General features: G+C 66.6%; 19 protein-coding genes. 9 read left to right on the plus strand and 10 right to left on the minus strand.

Annotated features, from left to right (window positions below):
- Positions 1 to 14: 14 nt before the first annotated feature.
- Positions 15 to 1,001: an NAD(P)H-dependent flavin oxidoreductase gene (locus tag FHR19_RS09735; RefSeq protein WP_281375668.1), complete on the minus strand. Its 987-nt coding sequence runs from the start codon at positions 999 to 1,001 to the stop codon at positions 15 to 17.
- 200 nt (positions 1,002 to 1,201) lie between these two features.
- On the opposite strand from FHR19_RS09735, the gene FHR19_RS09740 reads away from it, so the two are divergent.
- The 3 genes from FHR19_RS09740 to FHR19_RS09750 all read left to right on the plus strand — a co-directional run bounded on the left by FHR19_RS09740 (position 1,202) and on the right by FHR19_RS09750 (position 5,871).
- Positions 1,202 to 2,428 (plus strand): CaiB/BaiF CoA transferase family protein, encoded by a 1,227-nt coding sequence (locus tag FHR19_RS09740; protein ID WP_184027509.1) that lies wholly within the window; start codon positions 1,202 to 1,204, stop codon positions 2,426 to 2,428.
- A gap of 108 nt (positions 2,429 to 2,536) precedes the next feature.
- Positions 2,537 to 4,273, plus strand: coding sequence for an FAD-binding protein (locus FHR19_RS09745; protein ID WP_246359420.1), 1,737 nt, complete (start codon positions 2,537 to 2,539; stop codon positions 4,271 to 4,273).
- Positions 4,274 to 4,536: 263 nt separating this feature from the next.
- The gene (locus FHR19_RS09750) at positions 4,537 to 5,871 is read left to right on the plus strand and encodes an aromatic ring-hydroxylating oxygenase subunit alpha (RefSeq protein ID WP_184027511.1); all 1,335 of its coding nucleotides are present in this window, start codon (positions 4,537 to 4,539) and stop codon (positions 5,869 to 5,871) included.
- 135 nt (positions 5,872 to 6,006) lie between these two features.
- Here the strand turns inward: FHR19_RS09750 and FHR19_RS09755 are convergent, their stop codons facing one another.
- On the minus strand, positions 6,007 to 6,981 hold the full coding sequence (locus FHR19_RS09755) for an SDR family NAD(P)-dependent oxidoreductase (protein WP_343053226.1): 975 nt from the start codon (positions 6,979 to 6,981) through the stop codon (positions 6,007 to 6,009).
- A 157-nt stretch (positions 6,982 to 7,138) separates the two neighbouring features.
- Here FHR19_RS09755 and FHR19_RS09760 point away from each other — a divergent pair, with 157 nt between their 5' ends.
- Both FHR19_RS09760 and FHR19_RS09765 read left to right on the plus strand, forming a co-directional pair.
- On the plus strand, positions 7,139 to 8,062 hold the full coding sequence (locus FHR19_RS09760) for an alpha/beta hydrolase (RefSeq protein WP_184027515.1): 924 nt from the start codon (positions 7,139 to 7,141) through the stop codon (positions 8,060 to 8,062).
- Entirely contained in the window at positions 8,059 to 9,618 is a 1,560-nt protein-coding gene (locus tag FHR19_RS09765; RefSeq protein ID WP_184027516.1) for a GMC family oxidoreductase N-terminal domain-containing protein, read from the plus strand. The genes FHR19_RS09760 and FHR19_RS09765 overlap by 4 nt, the downstream gene beginning before the upstream one ends.
- 118 nt (positions 9,619 to 9,736) lie before the next feature.
- On the opposite strand, the gene FHR19_RS09770 is transcribed toward FHR19_RS09765, so the two are convergent.
- A complete protein-coding gene (locus FHR19_RS09770) occupies positions 9,737 to 12,214 on the minus strand; it encodes a TonB-dependent receptor (RefSeq protein WP_184027518.1) in 2,478 nt (825 codons plus the stop codon).
- A 272-nt stretch (positions 12,215 to 12,486) separates the two neighbouring features.
- Between FHR19_RS09770 and FHR19_RS09775 the strand changes: the two genes are divergently transcribed.
- From FHR19_RS09775 to FHR19_RS09785, 3 genes are read left to right on the plus strand one after another with little or no spacing between them, the layout of a single operon-like run.
- Positions 12,487 to 13,467 carry a thiamine pyrophosphate-dependent dehydrogenase E1 component subunit alpha gene (locus FHR19_RS09775; protein ID WP_184027521.1) on the plus strand — a complete coding sequence of 327 codons (981 nt, stop codon included), beginning with the start codon at positions 12,487 to 12,489 and terminating at the stop codon, positions 13,465 to 13,467.
- On the plus strand, positions 13,464 to 14,492 hold the full coding sequence (locus tag FHR19_RS09780; protein ID WP_184027523.1) for an alpha-ketoacid dehydrogenase subunit beta: 1,029 nt from the start codon (positions 13,464 to 13,466) through the stop codon (positions 14,490 to 14,492). Before FHR19_RS09775 ends, FHR19_RS09780 begins: the two co-directional genes overlap by 4 nt.
- A gap of 2 nt (positions 14,493 to 14,494) precedes the next feature.
- Entirely contained in the window at positions 14,495 to 14,725 is a 231-nt protein-coding gene (locus FHR19_RS09785) for a biotin/lipoyl-containing protein (protein WP_184027526.1), read from the plus strand.
- Between the two features lie 39 nt (positions 14,726 to 14,764).
- On the opposite strand, the gene FHR19_RS09790 is transcribed toward FHR19_RS09785, so the two are convergent.
- From FHR19_RS09790 to FHR19_RS09810, 5 genes are read right to left on the minus strand one after another with little or no spacing between them, the layout of a single operon-like run.
- Entirely contained in the window at positions 14,765 to 15,952 is a 1,188-nt protein-coding gene (locus tag FHR19_RS09790) for an acyl-CoA dehydrogenase family protein (protein WP_184027529.1), read from the minus strand.
- The gene (locus tag FHR19_RS09795) at positions 15,952 to 17,016 is read right to left on the minus strand and encodes a phosphotransferase family protein (RefSeq protein ID WP_184027532.1); all 1,065 of its coding nucleotides are present in this window, start codon (positions 17,014 to 17,016) and stop codon (positions 15,952 to 15,954) included. The genes FHR19_RS09790 and FHR19_RS09795 overlap by 1 nt, the downstream gene beginning before the upstream one ends.
- Positions 17,013 to 18,191: an acetyl-CoA C-acyltransferase gene (locus FHR19_RS09800; RefSeq protein WP_184027535.1), complete on the minus strand. Its 1,179-nt coding sequence runs from the start codon at positions 18,189 to 18,191 to the stop codon at positions 17,013 to 17,015. Before FHR19_RS09800 ends, FHR19_RS09795 begins: the two co-directional genes overlap by 4 nt.
- Positions 18,192 to 18,205: 14 nt before the next feature.
- On the minus strand, positions 18,206 to 19,177 hold the full coding sequence (locus tag FHR19_RS09805; protein WP_184027538.1) for an acyl-CoA dehydrogenase family protein: 972 nt from the start codon (positions 19,175 to 19,177) through the stop codon (positions 18,206 to 18,208).
- On the minus strand, positions 19,174 to 20,313 hold the full coding sequence (locus FHR19_RS09810; protein WP_184027541.1) for an acyl-CoA dehydrogenase family protein: 1,140 nt from the start codon (positions 20,311 to 20,313) through the stop codon (positions 19,174 to 19,176). Before FHR19_RS09810 ends, FHR19_RS09805 begins: the two co-directional genes overlap by 4 nt.
- 198 nt (positions 20,314 to 20,511) lie before the next feature.
- Here FHR19_RS09810 and bktB point away from each other — a divergent pair, with 198 nt between their 5' ends.
- A complete protein-coding gene (bktB, locus tag FHR19_RS09815) occupies positions 20,512 to 21,693 on the plus strand; it encodes a beta-ketothiolase BktB (protein ID WP_184027544.1) in 1,182 nt (393 codons plus the stop codon).
- Positions 21,694 to 21,736: 43 nt separating this feature from the next.
- On the opposite strand, the gene FHR19_RS09820 is transcribed toward bktB, so the two are convergent.
- Entirely contained in the window at positions 21,737 to 22,489 is a 753-nt protein-coding gene (locus FHR19_RS09820; RefSeq protein ID WP_425505961.1) for a 3'(2'),5'-bisphosphate nucleotidase CysQ, read from the minus strand.
- A gap of 5 nt (positions 22,490 to 22,494) precedes the next feature.
- Positions 22,495 to 24,150: adenylyl-sulfate kinase (gene cysC / locus FHR19_RS09825; RefSeq protein ID WP_184027549.1), on the minus strand; the 1,656-nt coding region annotated here is incomplete at its 5' end.

The raw sequence follows: 24,150 nt of genomic DNA on the forward strand, positions 1-24,150 counted from the left end.
CAGGTTCGCGCGCTTCACGCCGCCAGCGCGGTCGCGCTCGCCAGCCGCTGGCGGCACTCGGTGACGATGCGATGCACGAGCGTCGCGCAATCGGGTACGTCGTCGATCAGCCCGACGACCTGACCACCCCATACCAGCGCATCGTCCACCGCCCCGGTTTCGAGCGTCGCCCGGCCCCGCGCGCCGGACACGAGCGGGCGGACATCCTCGAAGGGGGCGCCGGCGCGCTCGGCCTCGATCACCTGTTCGGCGATCGGGTTGCGAAGGACGCGGCCGGTATTGCGATAGGTGCGAAAGACGAGGCGCGTGTCGCGCTCGGTCGCCTCGACCATCGCCTGCTTGACGGCATCGTGCACCGGCGCCTCGCGCGTGGCGCAGAAGCGGGTACCCATGTTGACGCCCTCGGCGCCGAGCGCCAGCGCCGCCGCCATGCCGCGCCCGTCCCCGATCCCGCCCGATGCGATGACGGGAATGCCAAGCGCGCGCGCCGCCGCGGGGATGAGGACCAGCCCGCCAATATCGTCCTCGCCCGGATGGCCCGCGCATTCGAACCCGTCGATCGAGACGATGTCGATCCCGTCACGCTCGGCCGACAGCGCGTGGCGGACCGAGGTGCATTTGTGGAGCACGAGGATGCCCGCGGCCTTGATGCGGGGCAGGAGGTCGCGGGGGCTTCGGCCGGCGGTTTCCATGACGGTCACGCCGCCTTCGATCACCGCCTCCACCAGTTCCGCATAGGGTGGCGGTGTGATCGACGGCAGGATGGTGAGGTTCACGCCGAACGGACGATCGGTCATGTCGCGGCAACGCGCGATCTCGGCGGCCAGAGCCTCCGGCGTCGGCTGTGTCAGCGCGGTCAGGATGCCGAGGCCACCGGCGTTCGAGACGGCCGAGGCAAGCTCTGCACGGCCGTACCACATCATCCCGCCCTGAATGATAGGGTAGTCGATGCCGAGCAATTCGGTCACGCGCGTGCGCATGGGCGGTGGCGGCATGCTCATTGGCGGGCAAATCCTTCGATCAAGACGATGTCGCGGTATCCCGACGAAGCGTCCGGAGCCGTCCCAACTTCGAACGGCCGGTTGTGTCGGAGCAAGCCCGGCCGGGGACATATCGCCAATTCGATAAGGCGGGCGGCGGCGTTGTGTCGCGTCCGGCTTTGGCGTCGAAGTCTGCTGCCTGACGGGCGGGAGAAGCAGATATGACGTTGCAAGCCCTGGAGGGGGTCAGGGTATTGGATCTCAGCCGCATCCTCGCGGCTCCGTTCGCCAGCCAGCTGCTGGCCGACCTGGGCGCCGAAGTCATCAAGGTCGAGCGCCCTGGCGTCGGCGACGACGCTCGGCAATACGGACCGCCGTTTCTGGCCGATGCGGACGGCAACGCGACTCGCGATGCGGGCTTCTACCTGTCGTGCAACCGCAACAAGCGCGCGATCACCGTCGATCACTCGACGGCTGAGGGCGCGGCGATCGTGCGCGAGCTGGCGGCGAAATCCGACGTGCTGATCGAGAATTTCCGGACCGGCGTCCTTGCCAAATACGGCCTTGACCATGCGTCGCTGAGGACAGCGAACCCCGGGCTCGTCTATTGCTCGATCACCGGTTACGGACAGGACGGACCCTATGCCAACCGGCCCGGCTATGACGGGGTGTTCCAGGCAATGTGCGGGATGATGAGCGTATCGGGTCTTCCCGATGGCGAGCCCGGCGGTGGACCGATGAAGGTCGGCGTGTCCATGGTCGACATCCTGACCGGCCTCTATGCCGCGAACGCGATTCAGGCGGCGCTGCGTCACCGCGATCGGACGGGCGAAGGGCAGCATATCGACCTGGCGCTGCTCGATTGCGGGCTCGCCTCGCTTTCGCACTTCGTCCAGAACTACCTCATCTCGGGCAAGGTGCCGGGCCGGCGGGGCAATGGCGGCTACGGCGGTATCCCGTCGCAGACCTTCCGCTGCGCCGATCGCGAGATCTTCGTCGTCGCGAGTACCAATCGCCAGTTCGGAGCGCTGACCCGTGCGCTCGGCCAGCCCGAGCTTGCCGTCGACCCGCGCTTCGACGAGGTCAGCCACCGGATCGAGAACCGGGAGGCGCTGCTCGCGATCCTGAGCGAAGCGTTCGCGCGGCGGCCGGCGGCCGAATGGCTGGCATCGCTGGAGGCAGCCGATGTGCCTGCAAGCCCGGTCAACGACGTGAAGACCGTTTTCGACAATCCCCAGATCCGCCACCGCGAGATGTTGTCGGCGGTGGATCATCCGGTCGCCGGTGCCATCCAGATGCTGCGCAATCCGATCCGGCTGTCGGAAACGCCGATCGGTCCCCCGCGCGCACCGCCGGTACTGGGGCAGGATAACGAGGCGGTGCTGCGCGACCTGCTCGGCCGCAGCGACGGGGAAATCGCTGATCTGCGAGCGCAAGGTGTCATTTGAGGTCGGGATGATCGCGATTGCGATCAAGCGCCCGATGCGCTTGAGCACGCCAGTGGGTGAGGGGCACCACCCCGGAACGCGACGGATCAGGATCGCAGGAGAGTAAACATGTCTGAGATGCCGGCGCTGCAATCCGAATACGACCTGATCGTCATCGGATCGGGGGGCGGGTCGATGGCGGCTGCGCTGACCGCCAAGACGCTCGGCAAGCGGGCGGTCATCCTCGAGAAGATGGACAAGGTCGGCGGTTCGACGAGCTTTTCGGGCGGCGTCTGGTGGATCCCGAACAGCTCGCTTCTACGCAAGGCGGGGATCGAGGACAGCTACGAGAAGTCGCGGCAATATTTCGACAGCGTCGTCACCTATCGCGGGCCCGGCGTGACGCCGGCGCGCCGCGACGCCTTTCTCAAAGGCGCGCCGCGGATGCTCGACTTCCTGATCGGGCTGGGCCTGAAGGTCCGGCGTCCGCATTTCGACTGGCCCGACTATTACGACGAGGTGCAGGGCGGCCTTCCCGAGGGCCGATCGATCATGCCCGCCAAGTTCAACCTGAAGGAGCTTGGCGCGTGGAAGGATAGGCTGGCGCTCTACGGCCCGTTGACCCACATGCCGATGGGATCGGACGAGTTTCCGGTGCTGTTCCTGCTGAAGCGGACCATGGCCGGCAAGCTGATGGCCGCCAAATTCGTGGCCACGATGCTGCGCGACAAGATCACCGGGCGGCAAACGGTGTCGAACGGTGCGGCGATCCAGGGGCGGATGCTCCAGATCGCGCTGCGCGAGGGTGTCGAACTGCATCGCTCGACCCCGGTCAGGCGCTTCATCGTCGAGAAGGATCGCGTCGTCGGCGTCGTCGCCGAACAGAACGGCCGCGAGATCGAGGTGCGTGCGCGTGACGGCGTGATCGCCAATGTCGGCGGTTTCTCGCGCAACAAGGAGATGCGCGAGCGGGTGATGGGCGGGCTGCCGACGTCGAACGAATGGACCAATGCCAATCCGGGCGACACCGGCGAAGTCATTCAGGCGATGATGGACATGGGCGCCGCGACCGATTGCCTCGACGCGGCCTGGTGGGTCGTCACGTCACGCAACACCGACGGCAGCTGGCCCGAGGGGGCGGTGTGGACCGACGGGACGGTGGTGCCCTTCATGCATCACCTCGATCTCAGCCAACCCTTTTCGATCATGGTCGATCAGGACGGCCGGCGCATCGCCGACGAGGCCGGCGCCTATATGGAGATCGGCGAGCGCATCTATCAGCGTCAGCGCGAGACCGGGCGGGCGGTGCCGGCATGGGTTATCTTCGACAAGCGACATCGTGAGCGGTACAATTGGGGCGCGTCGCAACCCGGTGTCACGCCCAAGTCGTGGCTCGAAAGCGGCTATATGAAAAAGGCCGATACGCTGGCCGCGCTTGCCGCGGCTTGCGGGATCGATGCCGCCGGGCTGGAAGCCGAGGTCGCGCGGTACAATCGGTTCTGCAAGACGGGCGTCGACGAGGATTACGGGCGCGGCAGTCGCGCCTTCGACAACGCCCATGGCGATCCCACGGTGAAGCCGAATCCCAATTTGGGCCCGATCGAGCAGGGGCCATTTTATGCCGTTGCGATCTATCCGGGCGATGTGGGCACGGCCGGCGGTGTCGTCGCCGACGAATATGCACGGGTGCTCCGCGAGGACGGGTCGGTCATCCCGGGCCTGTATGCGGTCGGCAACTCGACGGCCTCGGTGTTCGGTCGGTGTTATCCGGGTGCGGGCGCCAGTATCGGTGCATCCTTCACATTCGGCTATATCGCGGCCCATCACAGTGCGGGATCGAACGAGCTGTCGCGAATCCTGAGCTGACCGACCGGTCTTCGGTTCCGCGAGCATTTAGCGGAGCCGTCATTATCCATGCCCGAAGGGCGCGTGCCGCGAGCCTATGAGGCGCGCGCGCGTGGCCGTCGTGCCCGAGATGCCGACGCAAGCCATTTCCGACATCCACGACAGGATTTCGCGAATGCGATGGACGAACGGCCGGGAAAGCCTATCGACAAGGGTACTTGTCATTACATCCCGAAAGGCCGACATTCCCCCAAAGCGCTGAAGCGCGGCGTAAGGAGTTGGATATGGCAACCGTCGTCGACACACGTCCGCGGGACGTGATCCGGGTGTCCAAGCAGAATTACCTGTCGAAGGAATTCCTGGATAAGGAAAACGAGCATCTCTGGCCGCGCGTCTGGCAGGTCGCCTGCCGCGAGGAGGAAATTCCGAATCCCGGTGATTACAGCGTCTACGACGTCGCCGACGAGACGATCGTCGTGGTGCGCAATCGCGACGGCGGGTTCAACGCCTTTCACAATGTCTGCCCGCACCGCGGCCGGCAGATCATGGAAGGGTGCGGCCATGCCGTGAACTTCCGCTGCCAGTATCACAATTGGACATTCAATCTGAACGGCAAGAACGTCGCGGTGCAGGACCGCGATGACTGGGCCGGTACGCTGGACCGCGAAGGTATCGATCTCCAGAAGGTCAAGACCGCAACCTGGGGCGGCTTCGTCTGGATCAACATGGATTCCGACAGCGAAACGCTGGAGGAATATCTGGGCGTCGTCCCGGAATATCTCGATCCCTTCGAGTTCGAGAACATGCGGTACCGCTGGTCGCTGGAACTGCATTTGCCGTGTAACTGGAAGACGGCGCTCGAGGCCTTCATGGAAGGGTATCATGTCGCCGCTACGCATACCCAGCTGCTCGACGAACAGGGCGAGGATTATACGACCAGCTTCGCGCACGGGAAGCACAGCCATTTCGGCTACTGGAACTCGACCGCGATGCTCGGCACGCCGTCGCCGCGCCTGAAAAAGGCCACCCCGGCGGACGTGCGCCCCGGTGTCGTCGAGTTCTTCCGCAAGATGGAGGACACGTTCGGCGCAATCTTCACCGACCGCGACTACGAAGCGGCCAAGAGGATCATGGACGAGGTGCCCGCCGATGCCGATCCGATGACGGCATTCGGCATGGCGGTCGAGTTCGGCCGGCGCGCAGCGGAGGAGGATGGCTGCGGTTATCCGCCCAACCTGACGCCGGAGGCGATGTTCAAGGCCGGGACCGACTGGCACGTCTTTCCGAATTGCGTGACGTTGCCCTATTTCGACGGCGCCGTCTGGTACCGCGCTCGTCCCGACGGCAACGATCCCGACAAGTGCATCTTCAACATCTGGTCGCTCAAACGCTACGGCCCCGGCAAGGAGCCGAAGGTCGAGACGCGCGTGGTCAAGGACGTCAGCGGCCAGACCTTCGGCCAGATCGTCGACCAGGACGTGGCCAACATGGCAAAGGTGCAGAAGGGAATGAAGAGCCGCGCATTCCGCTACGCGCGCCCCAACCCGGTGCAGGAAGTCGAGATCATCAACTTCCACAAGCATCTGGAGGAATATGTCGAGGGCACGCCGGAAGCCTGAGGCGACACGCTAAGGGGGGGCGGGGACGTCGATCGCCGCCCCCCCCAAGCGTCGTGCGGCAGCCCTGGCGTCGACCTTGGACACCGACACTCGGGGTTTGAGCATCTCCTCACCCGGTGAGCCGGTGACACCCGCTCAGGAATAGACCCCTTGCGCCCGCGCGGCGCGCGCGACCGCGCCGAATTCGTCGTACACGGTCATCGGCTCGGACCAGTTCTCCATTCTCTCGATCTGATCGAAATGGGCACCGATGTCCTCGACCGTCGGCGGCGTCGTGCCCGCAGGCGCGACCCACCCTTCGACTGCGCAAATCCGCACCCTGGCGTAGCGGCCCGAATTGCTGGAATATAGTCCGTGCGTGGCGCTGCACGCTTCGCTGACGAGATAGAGCGCCAGCGGCACGTTGAAGGGGAGGACGACCCGCCCCTCGCTCGCGGCGAAGTCGGCGTTCCGGACTGCATCGGCGAACGCCGGAATTTCCATGAAGCCGGGGTCCATCTCGGCCGCCAGCCGCGAATCGGCGGTAGGGAGCAGCACGTTCGACTGAATGCCGTAAGCCGACCCTTCGAGCGCGACGACGTTGCTCAGGCCGACAAGGCCGCTCTTGGCGGCGCCGTAGTTCGCCTGCCACGCATGGCCGAAGACGCCCGACGCCGATGCCGTGAACAGCATCCGGCCATAGCCGCCGCGGCGCATCGCCCGATAGGCCGGCTGACCGACATAGAAGGCACCCTTGAGGTGCACGTCGAGGATCGCGTCGATCTGTTTATCGGTCAGATCCTCGAAACGGTTGTTGCGGAGGAAGCCGGCATTGTTGATGCAGATATCGACCCGGCCCCAGTTGTCGAGCGCCGCCGCGACGATCGCGGCGCCGCCGGCCCGGGTGGCGACGCTGTCATGGCTGGCGACCGCCTCGCCGCCCGCTGCCCTGATCTCGTCCACGACGCGATCGGCGGCGGTCGCCGACTGGCCGTGGCCGGAACCGGAACCGCCCAGGTCGTTGACCACCACCCGCGCCCCGCGCCGCGCCAGTTCGAGCGCATATTCGCGGCCGAGGCCGTTGCCGGCGCCGGTGACGATAGCGACGCGGTCATCGAAGCGAATGTCCACAGGGCCTCTCCAATCGAAAGCGCTACAAGGGTGGCCGGGGCCGACATCCCCGTCGAGATGCGCGTGCGAATATCGGGTCCGTGATACTGGCCGGCGGGATCGCACCACCCGTGCGCGTGCTGCTAGGATCGAGGCATCGACTGAACGAGGAAGCATCATGGCGATCGACAAGCGTACCGTCACCTTCACCAGCGAAGGCGTGCAATGCGAGGGTGACCTCTATCTTCCCGCCGGCTTCGATGAGCGTGGGAAGGCGCCCGCGCTGGTGATCGGTCACGGCTTCACCGTCGCGCGAACCAGTCTGGTTGAGGAAGGCCGGCTGTTCGCGGAGGCCGGCTATGTCACGCTGGCGATCGACTATCGCCACTTCGGCGGATCGGGCGGCGAGCCGCGTGGCCGGCTCTGGCCGCTTCAGGAGACCGAGGATTTCAAGGCGGCGATCGACTGGCTGGAGATCCAGCCCGGCGTCGATCCCGACAATATCGGTATCTGGGGAACGAGCTTTGGCGGGGGCGTGGTGACGCACGTCGCTGCACATGACATCCGCGTGCGTGCCTGCGTCGCGCAGGCACCGATCCTCGACGGGGATTTCTGGATCCGCTCCCTGAACCGCGAGAGCGATTATCTCTCGATCCGCAAGTATCTGCGCGATGCGCGGCGCGAGCGGGCGGTGGGCGGCGGCGATCCGGTCTTTCCGATGATGGTGCCGGCGGATGACGGCTTCGTCCCGATGCCCGCCGACCCGGCGATGATCGAGGACGTGACGAGCTGGTATGCCAAGACCGGCGACATGCTGATGCATTCCGCAAGCGAGATAACGATCGAAAGCTTCGAGCGGTTGATGGAGTTCGATGCGACCTATACCGCCCGCAAGATCGCGCCGCGTGCCTATTGCATCGTCCAGCTGACCGGGCACGACGTCTATCATCCCAACGAGCCGATCCAGACCGCGTATCGCGCGGCGGGCGAACCCAAGCGCCTCGTCTCGCTGCGCATGGATCAGCTCGACTGCTACAAACCGGGCTATCGGGAACAGACGATCGGCGCGGCGGCGGCCTTTTTCGACGAGTATCTGAAGTGAGCGAGGCGGCGTTCGACTATATCATCGTGGGCGCCGGGTCGGCGGGCTGCGTCCTTGCCGATCGCCTGACCGCCGACGGGCGATCGAAGGTGCTGCTGCTCGAGGCCGGCCCGACCGACGCGACGGCGCTCGTTTCGATGCCGAAGGGATTCGGCAAGCTGCTGACCGACCCGAAGCGCGTGCATTACATCCCGACCGCCGCGGATGGCGACATTCCGGGCGAGACCTGGATCCGCGGCAAGATGCTGGGCGGCTCCTCTTCGGTCAACGGCATGATGTATTTCCGTGGCCACCCCGAGGATTACGAGGAATGGGTGGCGCTGGGCGCAGCAGGCTGGGGGTGGGACGTGATGTCGCGCGCGTTTGCCGCGACAGAGCGCCAATTGCGGCCATCCGTGTGCCAGGATCACGGCGAACTGGGCGACCGGCTGATCGCCGCGGCGGGTGCGCTGGGCGTGCCGCGCGTCGAGAACCTCAATCACGACGAGCAGTTCGGCATCGGCTATGCGCCGCGCACGATCCGCGACGGTCGCCGCACGAGCGCTGCGTCGGCGTTCCTGAAGCCGGCGATGCGCCGCCACAATCTGCAGGTCGAGACCGGGGTATCGATCGATCGCATCCTGTTCGAGGGAACGCGGACGACCGGCGTGCGCGGTCGCCGCGGCGGCGCCCCGGTGGAATACGCTGCGCGCCGCGAAGTCATCGTCAGCACCGGCGGGCTGTTCAGTCCCCAGCTGCTCCAGCGGTCCGGCATCGGTCCGGCGGCATCGTTGGCGGCGCTCGGCATCCCGGTGGTCCACGACGCGCCGGGCGTCGGGGCCAACCTGCTCGAGCATCGGCTCCAGATGATGCACTATCGGCTGAATCGTCCGATCAGCGCGAACCCCCGCTTGCAGGGGCTCGGCCTGTTGCGCAGCGCGCTTCGTTATGCGCTCGGGCGCAAGGGGGTGCTTGCGGCAGGTTCCTATGACGTGGGTGCGTTCTTCAAGACCGACCCGGCGCTCGACCGGCCCGATTGCGAGCTGCTGATGGCGCCCTATGGCTATCTGTTCCAGCCCGATGGCTCGACCAAGGTTCCCGATTTTCCGAGCTTTCACATGTTCGGCTATCCGCTTCGATCGCGAAGCAAGGGAACGATCCGGTTGGCGAGTGCGGATCCCGATGTCCCGGCGGTCATCAAACCCAACTACCTGTCCGACCCTTACGATCGACAGGTGACGGTGGCGATGTTCCGCTTCATCCGCCGTCTGGTCGCGACATCGCCGCTGGCGGACGTGATCGTCGAGGAACTGGCGCCGGGTCGCCAGATCGAGAGCGATCAGGATATCGTCGAGCTCTATCGCACGCGCGGCCAGGCGGGCTATCATGCCTGCGGCACCGTCGCGATGGGTGGCGAGGATGCGCCACTCGATTCCGAACTGCGCGTGCGCGGGGTAAGTGGCCTTCGCGTGGTGGACGGTTCGGTGATGCCGACGATGCTGTCGGCCAATACCAACGGACCGATCATGGCCATCGGATGGCGCGCCGCCGAACTGATTCTGCGCCGCCGCAACTGAGGGTTCTGGGCAAACCGGCAGGTCCGCTCCACCTCGATCCGTTTCGACCCATCGACAATAAAAAGGGTGCCGGTCCGAAGACCGGCACCCAGAACGCTGACCGGCCCCTAGCGCCCGATCAGAACTTCGCCGACAGCTCGATCCCATAGGTCCGGGGCTCGCCGAATGTCGACGCCGAGAAGCCGGGGCCGCCCGACGGCGGAACACCGCCGACCGCTGGCCCGCCGCTGGCCAGGTAGAGGCCGCCCTGCATGTAATAGGTGTTGAAGATGTTGTTCGCGAACACGGCAACGCCGAAGTTGCTGCCCCCGATCCGACTGACGCCGACCCTTGCGTTGGCCAGCGCATAGCCAGGCTGGACGGCGCCCAGATCGAAATCGTCCAGCGGGGTGTCGCTGCGGTACGTGGCGTTGACGTTGGCATTCAGATCGCCGACGCCGTCGATATCGCGGTTGTAGGTGATGCCACCGCCCACCTGATGCTTCGGAATCGAGTTGAGCGCGATGGTTCCGTTGTCGCCCTCGATCACCTTGATATCGACATAGGAGTAGAAGAGGTTGAGGGAGAGACCATTGTCGAAGTTCAGATTGGCCTCGAATTCGCCACCATAGTTGTGCTGGACGCCGATATTGCTGACGATCGTCGCGATCTGCGCACCGACGACGATGTTCTGCTGGCGCTGTACGTTCTTATAGTCCTGGAAGAAGGCCGCCAGATTCGTGGTCAGCTTGCCCACGCCGAGATCGAAGCTGTTCTTGATGCCGGCTTCATATTCCTGAACCGTTTCGGGTTGAAACGGCCGAAACGCGACGTCCGACTGCGCACGCAGGTTGAAGCCGCCCGCCCGATAACCGCGACGCGCGGAAACATAGAGGTTGAGATCCGAATCCGTCTGGTATTGGAGCGTCGCATCCCAGGTCACGGCCTCGTTCTTGAGCCGACGCGTGAACGAGCAGTCGTTGAGCGGCACCGCGCCGAAGCCGTTGAACACGCAGAAACCCGTGCCGAAGCCGGGGATAACCAGATTGGGAACCGATGGGCCGACCGTGGCGCGGCGCAGGTCGTTGTTGTAGCGTACGCCGCCCGAAACCTTGAATTGATCGGTCAGGTTGTAGGTTCCCGACAGATAGAAGGCGTAGCTGCGCGCGAGACCTTCGCCTATCTGGCTCTGGTTGAAGGCATCGGCATTCTGCGTCAGGAAGACCCCGGCCAGGGCAGGAAAGCCAGAAGCATATCCGATCGACGTAAGTTGCGGGAACGTATTGGCGAAAGCGCCGTCCGTTCCCTTTTCCAGGAAGAAATAGCCACCCGTCGTGAGCTGAAACGCGTCGCCGAACGGCGTTCCCTGCATCTGGAACTCTTCGCTGTAATTCTCGGTATTCGAGAACTGGATCGGGAAGATCAGCGCATTCGGGCTTCCGTCATAGTCGGTGTGATTGACGTAATCGATCTTGCGATACCCGAAGATATTCTTGAACGTGACCGGGCCTGCGTCGAACGTCGTCTTGTTGATGATGCCGTAGTTTTTGATCCGGTTATAGGGAATGCCGGCCGCGCCATCGATTGTCGGGTTCGTTCCCACGCCGCCCGTATCGATGCGATAACGGCCCAGAGCGAGCGCGCGATTGAAATTGGCGACGAGATCCTGCGGCGGGGCGCCCGCTGCCAGCGGGAAGAAGGGCGATGCGCCAATCTGCTGGGCGATAACCGTCGGCTGGCCGTTCCGCGGGTCGACCAGATTGTAGCCGATCAGCTTCAGGCCCGTACCGTGTTCGTCCTGCTTCAGGTAATCGAAGGTCAGGAAATTCCGGAGCCGGCCCAGCTTGAGCTCGCCCGACACACGGAACGCGTAATAATGCTGGTCGTCGTAATCGCGTCCGGTGCTGACGTCGCGGGTGAAGCCGGTGCGGTCGCGATATTTGCCGGCCACGCGCAATGCGAACACGTCCTTGACGACGGGAATGTTGACCATCCCGGTGACGTCTTTGAGGTCGTAGTTTCCGTACTGCCCGGTAACCTCGGCATGATAATCGCTCAGATCGGGGTGATTGGGCTCGACCAGCACGGCACCGCCCGTCATGTTGCGCCCGAACAGCGTGCCCTGCACGCCCTTGAGCACCTGCACACTCTGGATATCGTAGAAGTTGCTGCCGAATCCGTAGGGGCGTGGCGCCACCACCTCGGCATAATAGGCGCCGACCGGCTGGTCGGTCAGCAACTGCGCTTCCTGCGTGCGCTGCCCACGGATCGCGTAGGCGACGCTGGTGCGGCTGGCGCCGTTCGCGGTGACCGAGAGCGATGGCGTCTGACTCTGGAGCCCGAACGCGTCGGTGACGCCGCGTTCGACAAGCGCTTCGCCCGAGACGGCCGTGATGGAGACCGGAACGTCCTGGATACGCTCCTCGCGGCGACGGGCGGTGACGAGGATGTCGCCGCCGCTGGCGCGGTCCGACGCCTGCGCGTCGGTCTCGCTGGCGTCCCCAGCGGTTTGCGCGGCGGGCGCTTCGGCCGGGGGCTGCGACGTGGCGGTCTGGGCGTTGGCGGTGGACGCCAGCGCGAGCTGGCTGACCGCGGCGATCAAATACGCAGCTTTCATGGATCCTCCCCAAATAGCGGTCACGACCGACATCGCGGTGCGTTGTCCCGGCCCGGAACCTCTTCCTCAATCGCCCGCCGCGCAATCCGGGACCGCCGCCCCGGGGCCAAGCATCACATTGGCGATGTCGCCCCCGCGCCCCTTGGGCGGCGGGTGAAAGCGCGTCAGGAAGCGGCGATGTCGTTGCCACCGCTGTCGCGAACGATCGTCGACGACGCCGTTTCGTGCCATCGGGGGACCGGCAACGTGCCGTGCGATTCAAGAGGTTCGTGATGACCAGCAACTACGCCCCCGACGCAGCCACGCAGCTCGAAATCTATCGCCGCGTCGCGCTGCTCAAGGCCAATGACGAGCGCAGCCGCAAGGTCATCAAGACCGGTCGCCTCGTCATGCCCTATTACAGTTATCGCGGGCAGGAGGTGATCCCCGCCGCGACGATGACCGCGCTGGAAGACACCGATTACCTCGTTACCATCTATCGCGGCATTCACGACATGCTGGCCAAAGGCATGCCGCTGAAGGATCTGTGGGCGGAGGTCGCGGGCCGCGTCGATGGGACCTGCAAGGGCAAGGGCGGGCCGATGCACCTGACCTATCCCGACAAGGGGATCATGGTGACGACGGGGATCGTCGGATCGTCGATGCCGATCGCGTGCGGCCTCGGCTGGGGATCGCAACTGTCGGGAGACGGGCGGATTGCGGTCGCCACGTTCGGCGACGGCGCCTCGAACATCGGTGCGTTTCACGAGAGCCTGAACCTGGCGGCAGTGTGGAAGCTGCCGGTGATTTTCCTCTGCCAGAACAACCTCTATGGCGAGCACACGACCTACGAGAAGGCGACGTCAGCGCCGCGGATCGCGGATCGGGCGGGCAGCTATGCGATTCCGGGTGTCCGCGTCGACGGCAACGATCCCATCGAGATGTACGCCGCCGCGCGCGAGGCGGTGGCCCGCGCACGGGCGGGGGAGGGGCCGACCCTGATCGAGGCGATGACCTTCCGCTTCCACGGCCACGTCTTTGGCGATGCCGATGGCTATATGGACAAGGCGCAGAAGGCCGCGGCGGTCGAGGCCGACCCGGTGCCCCGTTTCCGCGCCCGTCTGATCGCCGAGGGGATCGCGACCGAGGAGGAACTGGCCGCGGCCGAGGCCGGGATCGAGGCCGCGATCGACGAGGCCGTCGAGTTCGCGCTCGCCTCTCCGTTCCCCGAACTCGATGAACTGACCCGCGACGTCTACGGAGTTGCAGCATGACCACCGACCTCGCTGAATCGCCTGCGGCGGCGAAGGTGAAGCCTGTCACCATCCTCCAGGCGATCAACGCTGCGATCGCCGATGCGATGGAGGCCGACGAAAAGGTCGTCGTGCTGGGTGAGGATGTCGCCGATCCCGAGGAGGGCGGCGTCGTTGGGGTGACCAAGGGACTGTCGAGCCGGTTCGGCGAGCATCGCGTTCGTTCGACACCGATCGCCGAGCAGGCGATCATCGGCACCGCGATCGGCGCCAGCCTCGTCGGCTACAAGCCCGTGGCGGAGATCATGCTGATGAACTTCACGACGGTGGCGATGGACATGATCGTCAATCACGCCGCCAAATTGCGCTTCATGTCGGGCGGTCAGACGCATGTGCCGATCGTCATCCGCACCATGACGGGCACGGGCTTCTCCTCGGGCGGACAGCATTGCGACTATCTGGAAGCGTGGTTCGCGCATACCGCGGGCATGAAGGTGGTGGCGCCGTCCAACCCCGCCGACGCCTATGGCCTGATGCGCGCAGCGATCGATGATCCCGACCCCGTGCTCTACATCGAGAATCTGCCCGCCTACTGGAGCGGCGGCGAGGGGGCGCAGCCCGGCCATGTCGTGCCGCTCGGCAAGGCCCGGATCGCGCGAGAAGGCACCGACGTCACGATCGTAAGCTACTCGCGCGTCCTGAACGAAGCGGTCGCGGCCGCCGACGCGATCGAGGCGGCTGGCTTTTCGGCTGAGGTCATCGATCTGCGCACCATCTCGCCCTGGGATCGCGAGACGGTTCTCGCGTCGGTGCGCAAGACGGGACGCTGTCTCGTCACGCACGAGGCGGTGACGCAGTTCGGCGTCGGCGCGGAGGTTGCGGCGGTCCTTTCGGAGGAGCTGTTCGGCACGCTGAAGCGCCCTGTTGCCCGGCTTGGCGCACCCTATGCGCCCGTGCCTTTCTCCAAGCCACTCGAAGCCGCCTACGCGCCCGACGCCAGGCGGATCGCCGAGGCGGCAATCACGCTCTGCAAACAGGATAACTGACGATGGCGACCGAAGTACTGCTCCCCAAGCTCGGCTTTTCGATGAACGAGGGCGTGCTCGCCGAATGGCTGGTTGCCGACGGCGGGCAGGCGGTCGAGGGCGAGCCGCTTTTCGCGCTCGAAAGCGACAAATCGACCAACGAGGTCGAAAGCCCGGCCAGCGGCACGTTGAAGATCCTGAAGGAGCCGGGCGAAAGCTACGAGGTCGGGACGGTCCTGGGCATCATCGAATGACGGCCACGGCGCCCGTCGCGGGCGGGCGCCGGGCACCCATCATCGCGCGTCGCGCTTGATCTTCTTGGCCAGGCTCCAGCGATGGACCTCGCTCGGTCCGTCGTAGATGCGGAAGGCGCGGATTTCGCGGAACACCTGCTCGACGATCGTATCGCCGGTCACGCCGGTCCCGCCCATTACCTGCACGCAGCGATCGGCGACGCGCATCAGCGCTTCCGACACGGCGACCTTGGCGATCGAGCTCTGCGCGGTGCCGAGATCGCCGGTATCGAGGATACCCGCCGCCCAGTCGGTCATCAGCTCGGCCTGTTTGAGGTCGATAAGATTGTCGGCGAGCATGAAACCGACACCCTCGTGATCGATCAGCGGCTTGCCGAAGGCCTGTCGTTTTAGGGCATAGGCGGTCGCGATCTCGTTCGCGCGCGTCGCCGCGCCCAGCCAGCGCATGCAATGCGACAGCCGCGCGGGGCTGAGGCGGATCTGGGCATAGCGCAGGCCCTCGTCCGGTGCGCCGAGGACGGCATCGCCGTCAACGTGCAGATCGTCGATCGATAGGACCGAATGGCCGCCGGGCATCGAGCTGTCGATGGTGTCTAGCACGCGCTCGATCGTGATCGCCGGGTGGGGCAGGTCGATCAGAAACATCGTCGCGCGCACGGGCTCGCCCTCTGCCGAGGTGCGCGCCATGACGATGCCGACCTTCGCGCCGGCATAGCCGGTGATGAACGCCTTTCGCCCGTTGATCGTCCAGCCGTTGCCCGCTGGCGTGGCCGTCGTCCTCATCATCGACGGATCCGAACCCGCGCCGCCATCGACCGCTGGTTCGGTCATCAGGAAGGCCGAGCGCGCATCGCCGGCGATCAGGGGGGCGAGGAAGCGAGCCTTCTGCGCTTCGGTCGCGACCTTTCCCAGGAGGAACATGTTCCCCTCGTCGGGGGCCATGGTGTTGCAGGCAAGCGGGCCGAGCGGAGACAGGCCCGACTTGCGCAGCACGTACGCCGTTTCGCGCTGGGTCAGGTGCCCGCCGCCGGGCAGGATGTGCGGCGTCAGCACCCCGGCCTGGCGTGCCAGCCCGCGCAGCTCGTGGACGAGCGCGTCGGTCGGGCCATGGGCGTCGCGACGCGGATCGCGCTCGAACGGCGCGACGACATCGCGGACGAAGCGTTCGACCCGGTCGCCGATCTCGGCGGCGCGCGGCGTGACCGCTGGACTTTCATAGGTGGACATCAGCGGGTTCCCGTCTGTTCCCAGCCGATCCGCGCCAGTTTGGGCAGCGTGTCGACCAGCGATTGCGCCGTTGCGGAGGCGGCATTGCCGCGGATCAGCCGTCCCTTCACGCCGTGCAGGATAGCGGCGAAGCGGAACATGTTGAAGGCAAGGTAGAAGTCCAGCGCGTCGATGCCCCCGCGCCCCGTCCGCCGGCAATAGGCGGCGACATAGTCGGCTTCCTCCGGGATGCCCAGAGTGGCGAGTTCGGCCCCTGCAAAGCCGCCGAGCACGTCGGGCGGGAGGCGATACATCATCAGGTGATAGGTGAAGTCGCCGAGCGGATGGCCCAGCGTCGACAACTCCCAGTCGAGCACCGCGAGGACGCGCGGTCCGGCATCGTCGAACATGAAGTTGTCGCCGCGAAGGTCGCCATGGACCAGCGTCGTCTCGTCACCCGGCGGTGTATTCGCGCCCAGCCAGTCGATGAGCCTGTCGAGATGCTCGTTGCGCCCGGCATCGACGTCCTCGCGATACTGGCGCGACCAGCGGGCCAGTTGCCGCTCGAAGTAATTGCCGGGCTTGCCATAGCTCGACAGGCCGAGCGCATCGACATCCAGCGTGTGGAGCCGGGCGATCGTCGCGTTCATCGCGTCGAAATGCGCGGCGCGGTCGGCCGGATCGAGGCCCGGCATCGTCGAGTTCCAGAAGATGCGGCCCGGCACGAACGCCATGACGTAAAAGGGCGTGCCGATCACGCCCGCATCCTCGCAGAGCGCGAGCGGCCGGGCGACGGGAAAGTCCGCATCGGAAAGCGCCGCGATCACCCGGTACTCTCGCTCGACGGCGTGCGCGCCCGGCAGGATCGGCCCTGGCGGCTTTCGGCGCAGGACATAGCGGCGTCCAGGCGTGTCGAGGCGATAGGTCGGGTTCGACTGGCCGCCGTTGAACTGGGTCACCGTCGGCGGGCCGGCATAGCCGGGCAGGTTTGCGGTCAGCCACGCATCAAGCGCCTCGACGTCGAAGCCGTGACCCGCGCGGATCGCACCGGTGCCGCCGAACGCCTGTTGGTGGTCGATGCTCATACGATCTCGAACAGGCCGGCCGCGCCGATGCCGCCCGCCGCGCACATGGTGACGACGGCGTATTTCTCGCCGCGCCGCTTCGCCTCGATCAGGGCATGGCCGGTCATCCGCGATCCCGACATGCCGAACGGATGGCCGATCGCGATCGCGCCGCCGTCGAGGTTGAGCCGCGCCGGATCGATGCCGAGCGTGTCGCGGCAGTATAGGACCTGTACGGCGAACGCCTCGTTCAGCTCCCACAGGCCGATGTCGTCGATCCGGAGCCCGGCGCGTTCAAGCAGGCGCGGCACCGCGAAGACGGGACCGATCCCCATCTCGTCGGGCCCGCAGCCCGCGACCGCGAAGCCGCGGAAGATTCCGAGCGCGGCGAGCGACCGACGCTTCGCTTCATCCGCGCTCATGACCACGCAGACGCTGGCGCCGTCCGACAATTGGCTGGCATTGCCCGCGGTGATGCAGCCGCCCTCTACCACGGGTTTCAGCGCGGCGAGACCCTCGTAGCTCGTATCGGGCCGGTTGCCCTCATCCCGGTCGAGCGTCACGGTTTCCTCGCCGGTGACCTCGCCCGCCTTGTCCTTCAAAAGCTTGACGGCGGTCACGGGCACGATCTCGGCATCGAAGCGGCCGGCTGCCTGTCCCGCGGCGGTGCGCTGCTGGCTCTCCAGCGAATAGCGGTCCTGCGCTTCGCGATCGATGCCGTAGCGGCGGGCGACGGTCTCGGCGGTCTGGATCATCGAATCATAGGCGCCCGCGACGTTCGTCTTGAGCCATGGGTTGACCGCCCGGTCGCTGCGCGTGTTCGGTAAGGCCAGCGAGCAGCTGTCGAGACCGCCGGCGATATAGATGTCGCCCAGGCCCGCCATGACGCTCTGTGCGGCGATCGCGATCGTGTTGAGGCCCGAGGCGCATTTCCGATCCAGCGACACACCGGGCACGGACACGGGAAGTCCCGCACGCAAGGCGCTGGTCCGGCCGATATTGCCGCTCTGCGGCCCCTCCAGGCGCGCTGCGCCCAGGAGTACGTCGTCGATCTCCTCGCCCGAAAGGCCGGCGCGGCGCGCCGCCTCGGCGACGACGATACCGCCAAGCTCGGCCCCGTCGAGATTGTTGAGCGCCCCGCGCCCGGCACGACCGATCGGCGTGCGGGCGGTGGCGACGATGACGGCATCGCGCATCGGTATCTTCCTCGTCAGTCCGTAACGGCGGTCAGGTCCGCCCAGAATTGGTCGGCACCGCGCGCGCAGATCCGATCGCCCAGTACGCCCGACCAGTGGCTGTCGCCGCCGAATTCGGATCGCCAGGCCCAGAGCCGACGGGTCAGCGGATGCAGCGGGTATTCGTGCGTGAAGCCGATCGCGCCGTGCACCTGATGGGCGAGCGCGGTGCCCACGCCGACCGCCCGGTTGGCGCGCAGCTTGGCCGCGGCGATCGCATAGTCGCCGTCGCCGCGCCCCTGCGCCTGCGCGGCGCCCAGTGCGGCGCAATTCGCGGCCGCCGCCTCGCACGCAAAGGTCGCGAGGCTTTGCTGGACCGCCTGGAACTTGGCGAGGGGGCGCCCGAACTGCTTGCGCTCGTTCACATAGGCGACCGACATCGCAAGGCTGGCGTCGAGCGCACCGGCGATCTGCGCCGCTCGGGCGAGCGCGCCGAGCGCGAATATGTCGGCGGGAAGGCGCCTGGCCGTCGCGCCCTGGAACGCCAGGTTCGCGCGCGGTTCGCCCGCGATGTTGGCGGCGCCGCCGATCGAGGCCTGCGCCATGTCGAGGATCATCGATCCGCCCCCCGGTGCCGGGGCGACGACATAGGCTGCGCCCTCCGCCCAGGCAGCGCCGGTGATCGTGCCGTCGAAGCGATCTCCCGCCAGCGTCCCCTCGGCCGCGGGTGCGATCGTGCCGCGTCCGTCGAATGCCCCATCCGCGAGGGCCGCGGCGATCGTCGCCTCGACGACCGGCAGGGCAAGGGCGCGATAGCCCGCGAGGCGAAAGACGATCACCGCATCGCACCAGTTGCCGCCGAATCCGCCCCGGTCGGCGTCGACCATCAGCGATGGCAGCCCCACCGACTCGATGGCTTCCCATGACGAATCGGACGTCTTTCGCGCGCTCAGATCGGCGAACAGGTCATCCGCCATCTCGGCAATCATCTGCTGCTGTTCGTTCATCGAAGTCCCAGTCCGCGGGCAATGATACCCTTCAGGATTTCCCTCGTCCCGCCGCGCAACGAGAAGGAGGGCGACAGCTGAAGCAGATGCCCCAGCACCAGGCCGAGCGGCTCGGGGCCGGCGGGATCGACCTCGACCGCGGCCTGCACCAGTTCGGGGATGGCCTGTTCGAAGCTGTTGCCGAGGTCCTTGACCATCGTCGCCTCGAGCGCCGGATCCTCGCCGCGGGCGATCTTGACCGCGATGGACGCCGACATGAGGCGAAGCGTCCATGTCTCAGCCGCGAGCCGCCCGATGAGCGCGCGGACCGCCGTATCGGGATGCGCGCCGGCACGGCGGATCAGCTCGATCAGCAGCGCGGTCGACGACAGATAGCGCTCCGGCCCCGAGCGTTCGAGCGACAGTTCGGCCGTCACCTGCCGCCAGCCGTCACCCTCGACCCCGACCAGCGCGTTAGCGGGAAGGCGGACGCCGTCGAAGAACACCTCGTTGAAATCGTGCCCGCCGGTCAGGTCGATGATCGGCCGGATCGAGACGCCCGGCGCGTCCATGGGCACCAGGAACTGACTGAGGCCGGCGTTGCGTTCCGATCCTTCCTCGGTCCGCATCAACGCGATCATGACATGCGCGTGGTGAGCGTTGGTGGTCCACACCTTCTGCCCGTCGAGGATCCAGTCGTCGCCGTCGTGCCGTGCGGTCGCACGGACCGAGGCGAGATCAGATCCGGCATTGGGCTCCGACAGGCCGATACAGGCGTATATCTCGCCGCGGGCCATGCCGGGCACCCACCGCTCGCGCGCTTCCTCGGTGCCGTAGCGGATGAGCAGCGCGCCGGTCTGTCGGTCGGCGATCCAGTGGGCGCCCACCGGCGCCCCTGCCGCCAGCAATTCCTCCAGCACGACATAGCGTTCGAGCGGCGAGCGTTCATGCCCGCCATAGGATTGGGGCCAGGTCATGCCGATCAGCCCGGCCGCACCGAGTGCACGGCTGAACCGCGGATCAGGCACGGCCCAGCTGTTGGCGAGGCGACGCGGATCGCCGCGGTCGACATGCGCCGCTACCAGCGCGCGAACCTGGGCACGAAGCGCTGGTGCGGTGTCCGGCCACGTGATCGATTCGGGAACGAACGTCTGCAAAGCGACTCCCCTGAAGAGACGCGGATGCCTTGCGGCACTATTGCACCGCAACCAACAGGGCCGGCGCGATCATCACGGACACGATGACAGGGCCTGCTGACGCACAGGCATCGCGGTCATGATGGCTTCCGGGCCGGTTTGCCGCTGCACCGCAGCATTCGTACGCAGTGCCAACTGGCGTCACGAAGGGAGCGAAGCATGCACGATATCCTGATCCTTGCGGGCACGCGAACCGCGATCGGAGGGTTCGGCGGGGCGTTGAAGGACGTGCCGGCCGCACAACTCGGCGCGCTGGTGCTGCGCGAGGCGATGGCCCGCGCCGGGGTCGCACCGGCGGATGTCGGGCAGGTGGTGTTGGGCAATGTCATCCCCTCCACCCCCGCCGACGCGTATATCGCCCGTGTCGCGGCGTTGACAGCCGGCGTGCCGGTCGCTGCGCCTGCCCTGACCGTCAACCGGTTGTGCGGATCGGGACTGCAGGCGGTAATCTCCGCGGCGCAGGCGATCGCACTCGGCGAATGCGATGTCGCGCTGGCGGGCGGGGCGGAGAATATGAGCCGCGCGCCGCACTATGTCACGACGGCGCGCTTCGGCCAGCGCATGGGCGACGCGGTGATGCTCGACGCGTTGACGCGGACGCTCAGCGATCCTGTCGAAAACTACCATATGGGCATCACCGCCGAGAATGTCGCGCGTTCCGATGGTGTCGACCGCGCGACGCAGGATGCCGCGGCCGTGGAAAGCCACAGGCGAGCGGCACAGGCAATCGCGGAGGGCCGCTTTCGCGATCAGATCGTGCCGGTAGAGGTGAAGGGGCGCCGGGGGAGCGTCATCTTCGACGTGGACGAGCATGTCCGCCACGATGCCCGGATCGAGGACATGGCGGCGCTGAAGCCGGCCTTTGCAAAGGACGGCACGGTGACGGCCGGGAACGCGTCGGGGATCAACGACGGCGCGGCGGCGCTGGTGCTCGCCTCCCCTGCCGGCGCCGCACGTGCCGGCAAGCAGCCGGTCGCACGGATCGTCGGATGGGGTCTCGCCGGGGTGGAACCGTCGTTGATGGGGCTTGGCCCGGTCGAAGCGGTGCCGGTGGCACTGACACGCGCGGGCGTTGCTCTGGGCGACATCGACATCATCGAATCGAACGAAGCGTTCGCGGCACAGGCTTGCGCCGTCGCCAGCCGTCTGGGGTTCGATGCGGCACGGACCAATGTCAACGGGTCGGCGATTTCGCTCGGCCATCCGATCGGCGCGACCGGGGCGATCAACCTGGTGAAGTGCGTCTATGAACTGCAGCGCAGCGGTGGCCGCTACGGCCTGGTCACGATGTGCATCGGCGGCGGGCAAGGCATCGCCATGGTCGTGGAAGCGCTGTCCTGATCGGTACGCGACCAGCGGGCGCGATGCGCGCCCGTCGGTTGCGTCAGTTTGCGGCTTCGCCCGCTTCTTGAGCCTCGCCCACCGTCGCTAGAACCTGCCCGGCCAGCGCCTGCGGACAGATCAAGAGGTCGGGCAGATACACGTCTTCGCGATTGTATCGCAGCGGGGTGCCGTCGATCCGCGAGCAATGGAGCCCGTGGGCGAGCGCGACGGCGACGGGCGCCATCGAGTCCCATTCATACTGGCCGCCGGTGTGAAGGTAGATGTCGGCCTCGCCGCGGACGACTGCCATCGCCTTTGCCCCCGCCGATCCCATCGGGATCAGCGCGGCGCCGAGCCGTTCGGCGACGGCGACGGCTTCCGGGGCGGGGCGGGTGCGGCTGACGACCATGCGCAGGGGATCGGCTGGCGGAGGGAGCGGTTCGGCACGGTCGGAGCGGAGGACCACGCCCGCATCGGGCAGCGCCACCGCGCCGACCACCGGCTCGCCGTCGATGGCAAGGCCGACATGGACCGCCCAGTCGGCACGCGCCTCGCCATATTCGCGGGTGCCGTCGACGGGATCGATGATCCAGACGCGCGATCTGGTCAGGCGCGTACCGTCGCACTTCGCCTCTTCGGACAGCAGGCCGTCGTCAGGACGCGCCTCGCGCAACGCGTGGACGAGGAAGGCGTTGGCGGTCTGGTCCCCCGCCTTGCCAAGCGCCTTTGGCGAGAAGACGCCGCTCGCCCGAACGTCGCGCAGGATGCGGCCCGCGGTCTCGGCCAGATGCGCGGCGAGGTCGGCGTCGTCCATCGCGCTCATGGGATCAGCCTTTCGACGATCGCGTCGGCGGCCTCCTCGGCGGTCATGCCAGTCGTGTCGATGCGGATTTCGGGATCGTCGGGCGCCTCATAGGGGCTGTCGATACCGGTGAAGTTGGCGAGCTGGCCCGCGCGCGCCTTGGCATAAAGGCCCTTCACGTCGCGCGCCTCGGCATCGGCGAGGGGGGTGTCGATATGTACCTCCAGAAACTCGCCGGGCGCCATCATCCGGCGCACCATCTCGCGCTCGGCCTTGAACGGCGAGATGAAAGCGGTGATGACGATCAGGCCGGCATCGGTCATCAGCTTGGCGACCTCGCCCACCCGGCGGATATTCTCCACGCGGTCGGCATCGGTGAAGCCCAGGTCCTTGTTGAGGCCATGGCGGACATTGTCGCCGTCGAGGAGGAAGGTATGCCGGTTCATCCGCGCCAGCTTCTTCTCGACGAGGTTGGCGATCGTCGACTTGCCCGCCCCCGACAGGCCGGTGAACCAGAGGACGGCGGCCTTCTGGTTCTTGAGCGCGGCGTGATGCTCGCGGTCGAGGTCGACGGGCTGCCAATGGACGTTCTGCGACCGGCGCAGGCTGAAGTGCAGCATCCCCGCCGCCACGGTCGCGTTGGTCAGCTTGTCGATCAGCACGAACCCGCCGAGCGTGCGGTTGTCGCCGTAAGCCTCGAACACGATCGGCTTGTCGGTCGACAGGTTGGCGACACCGATCGCGTTCAGGTCGAACGTCTTGGCCGCCAGCTTCTCCATCGTGTTGACGGCGATCTGGTATTTGGGCGCCTGCACCGTCGCGCTCACGGTTTGCGTCGCGAGCTTCAGCCAATAGCTGCGCCCCGGCAGCATCGCCTCGTCCGCCATCCAGACGAAGGTCGCCTCGAACTGGTCGGCGGCCTGCGGGGGCGCGTCGGCGGCGGCGATCACGTCGCCGCGCGAACAGTCGATCTCGTCCGCAAGCGTCAGCGTCACCGACTGGCCCGCGACGGCCACGTCGAGGTCGCCGCCGAAGCTGACGATCCGCGCGACGCTGCTCATCTTGCCCGAGGGGAGCACGCGCACCTTGTCGCCCGGGCGCACCTCGCCGCCGGCGATCAGCCCGGCGAACCCGCGAAAGTCGAGGTCGGGGCGGTTGACCCACTGGACGGGCAGGCGGAACGGCCGGGCGCGATCCCGCTCGGCATCGATCTCGACGCGTTCCAGATGCTCGACAAGCGAGGGACCGGTGTACCAGGGCGTGTTGGGGGAGGGGGTAGTGATGTTGTCGCCCCTAAACCCCGAGATCGGCATCGCGGTGAAGGCGGCGATACCGATGCTCTCGGCGAACGCTCGATAATCGGCGACGATGTCGTCGAACTTTTGTTGGTCGTAGCCGACCAAGTCCATCTTGTTCACCGCCAGCACGACGTGGCGGATGCCGACGAGATGCGCGAGATAGCTGTGCCGCCGCGTTTGCGTCAGCACGCCCTTGCGCGCGTCGATCAGGATGACGGCGAGGTCGGCGGTGGACGCGCCGGTCACCATGTTGCGCGTATATTGCTCGTGCCCGGGCGTATCGGCGACAATGAACTTGCGCTTCTCGGTCGAAAAGAAGCGATAGGCGACGTCGATCGTGATCCCCTGCTCGCGCTCGGCGGCGAGGCCGTCGAC

Source organism: Sphingomonas yantingensis (assembly GCF_014199325.1).
Taxonomy (GTDB): Bacteria; Pseudomonadota; Alphaproteobacteria; order Sphingomonadales; family Sphingomonadaceae; genus Sphingomonas; species Sphingomonas yantingensis.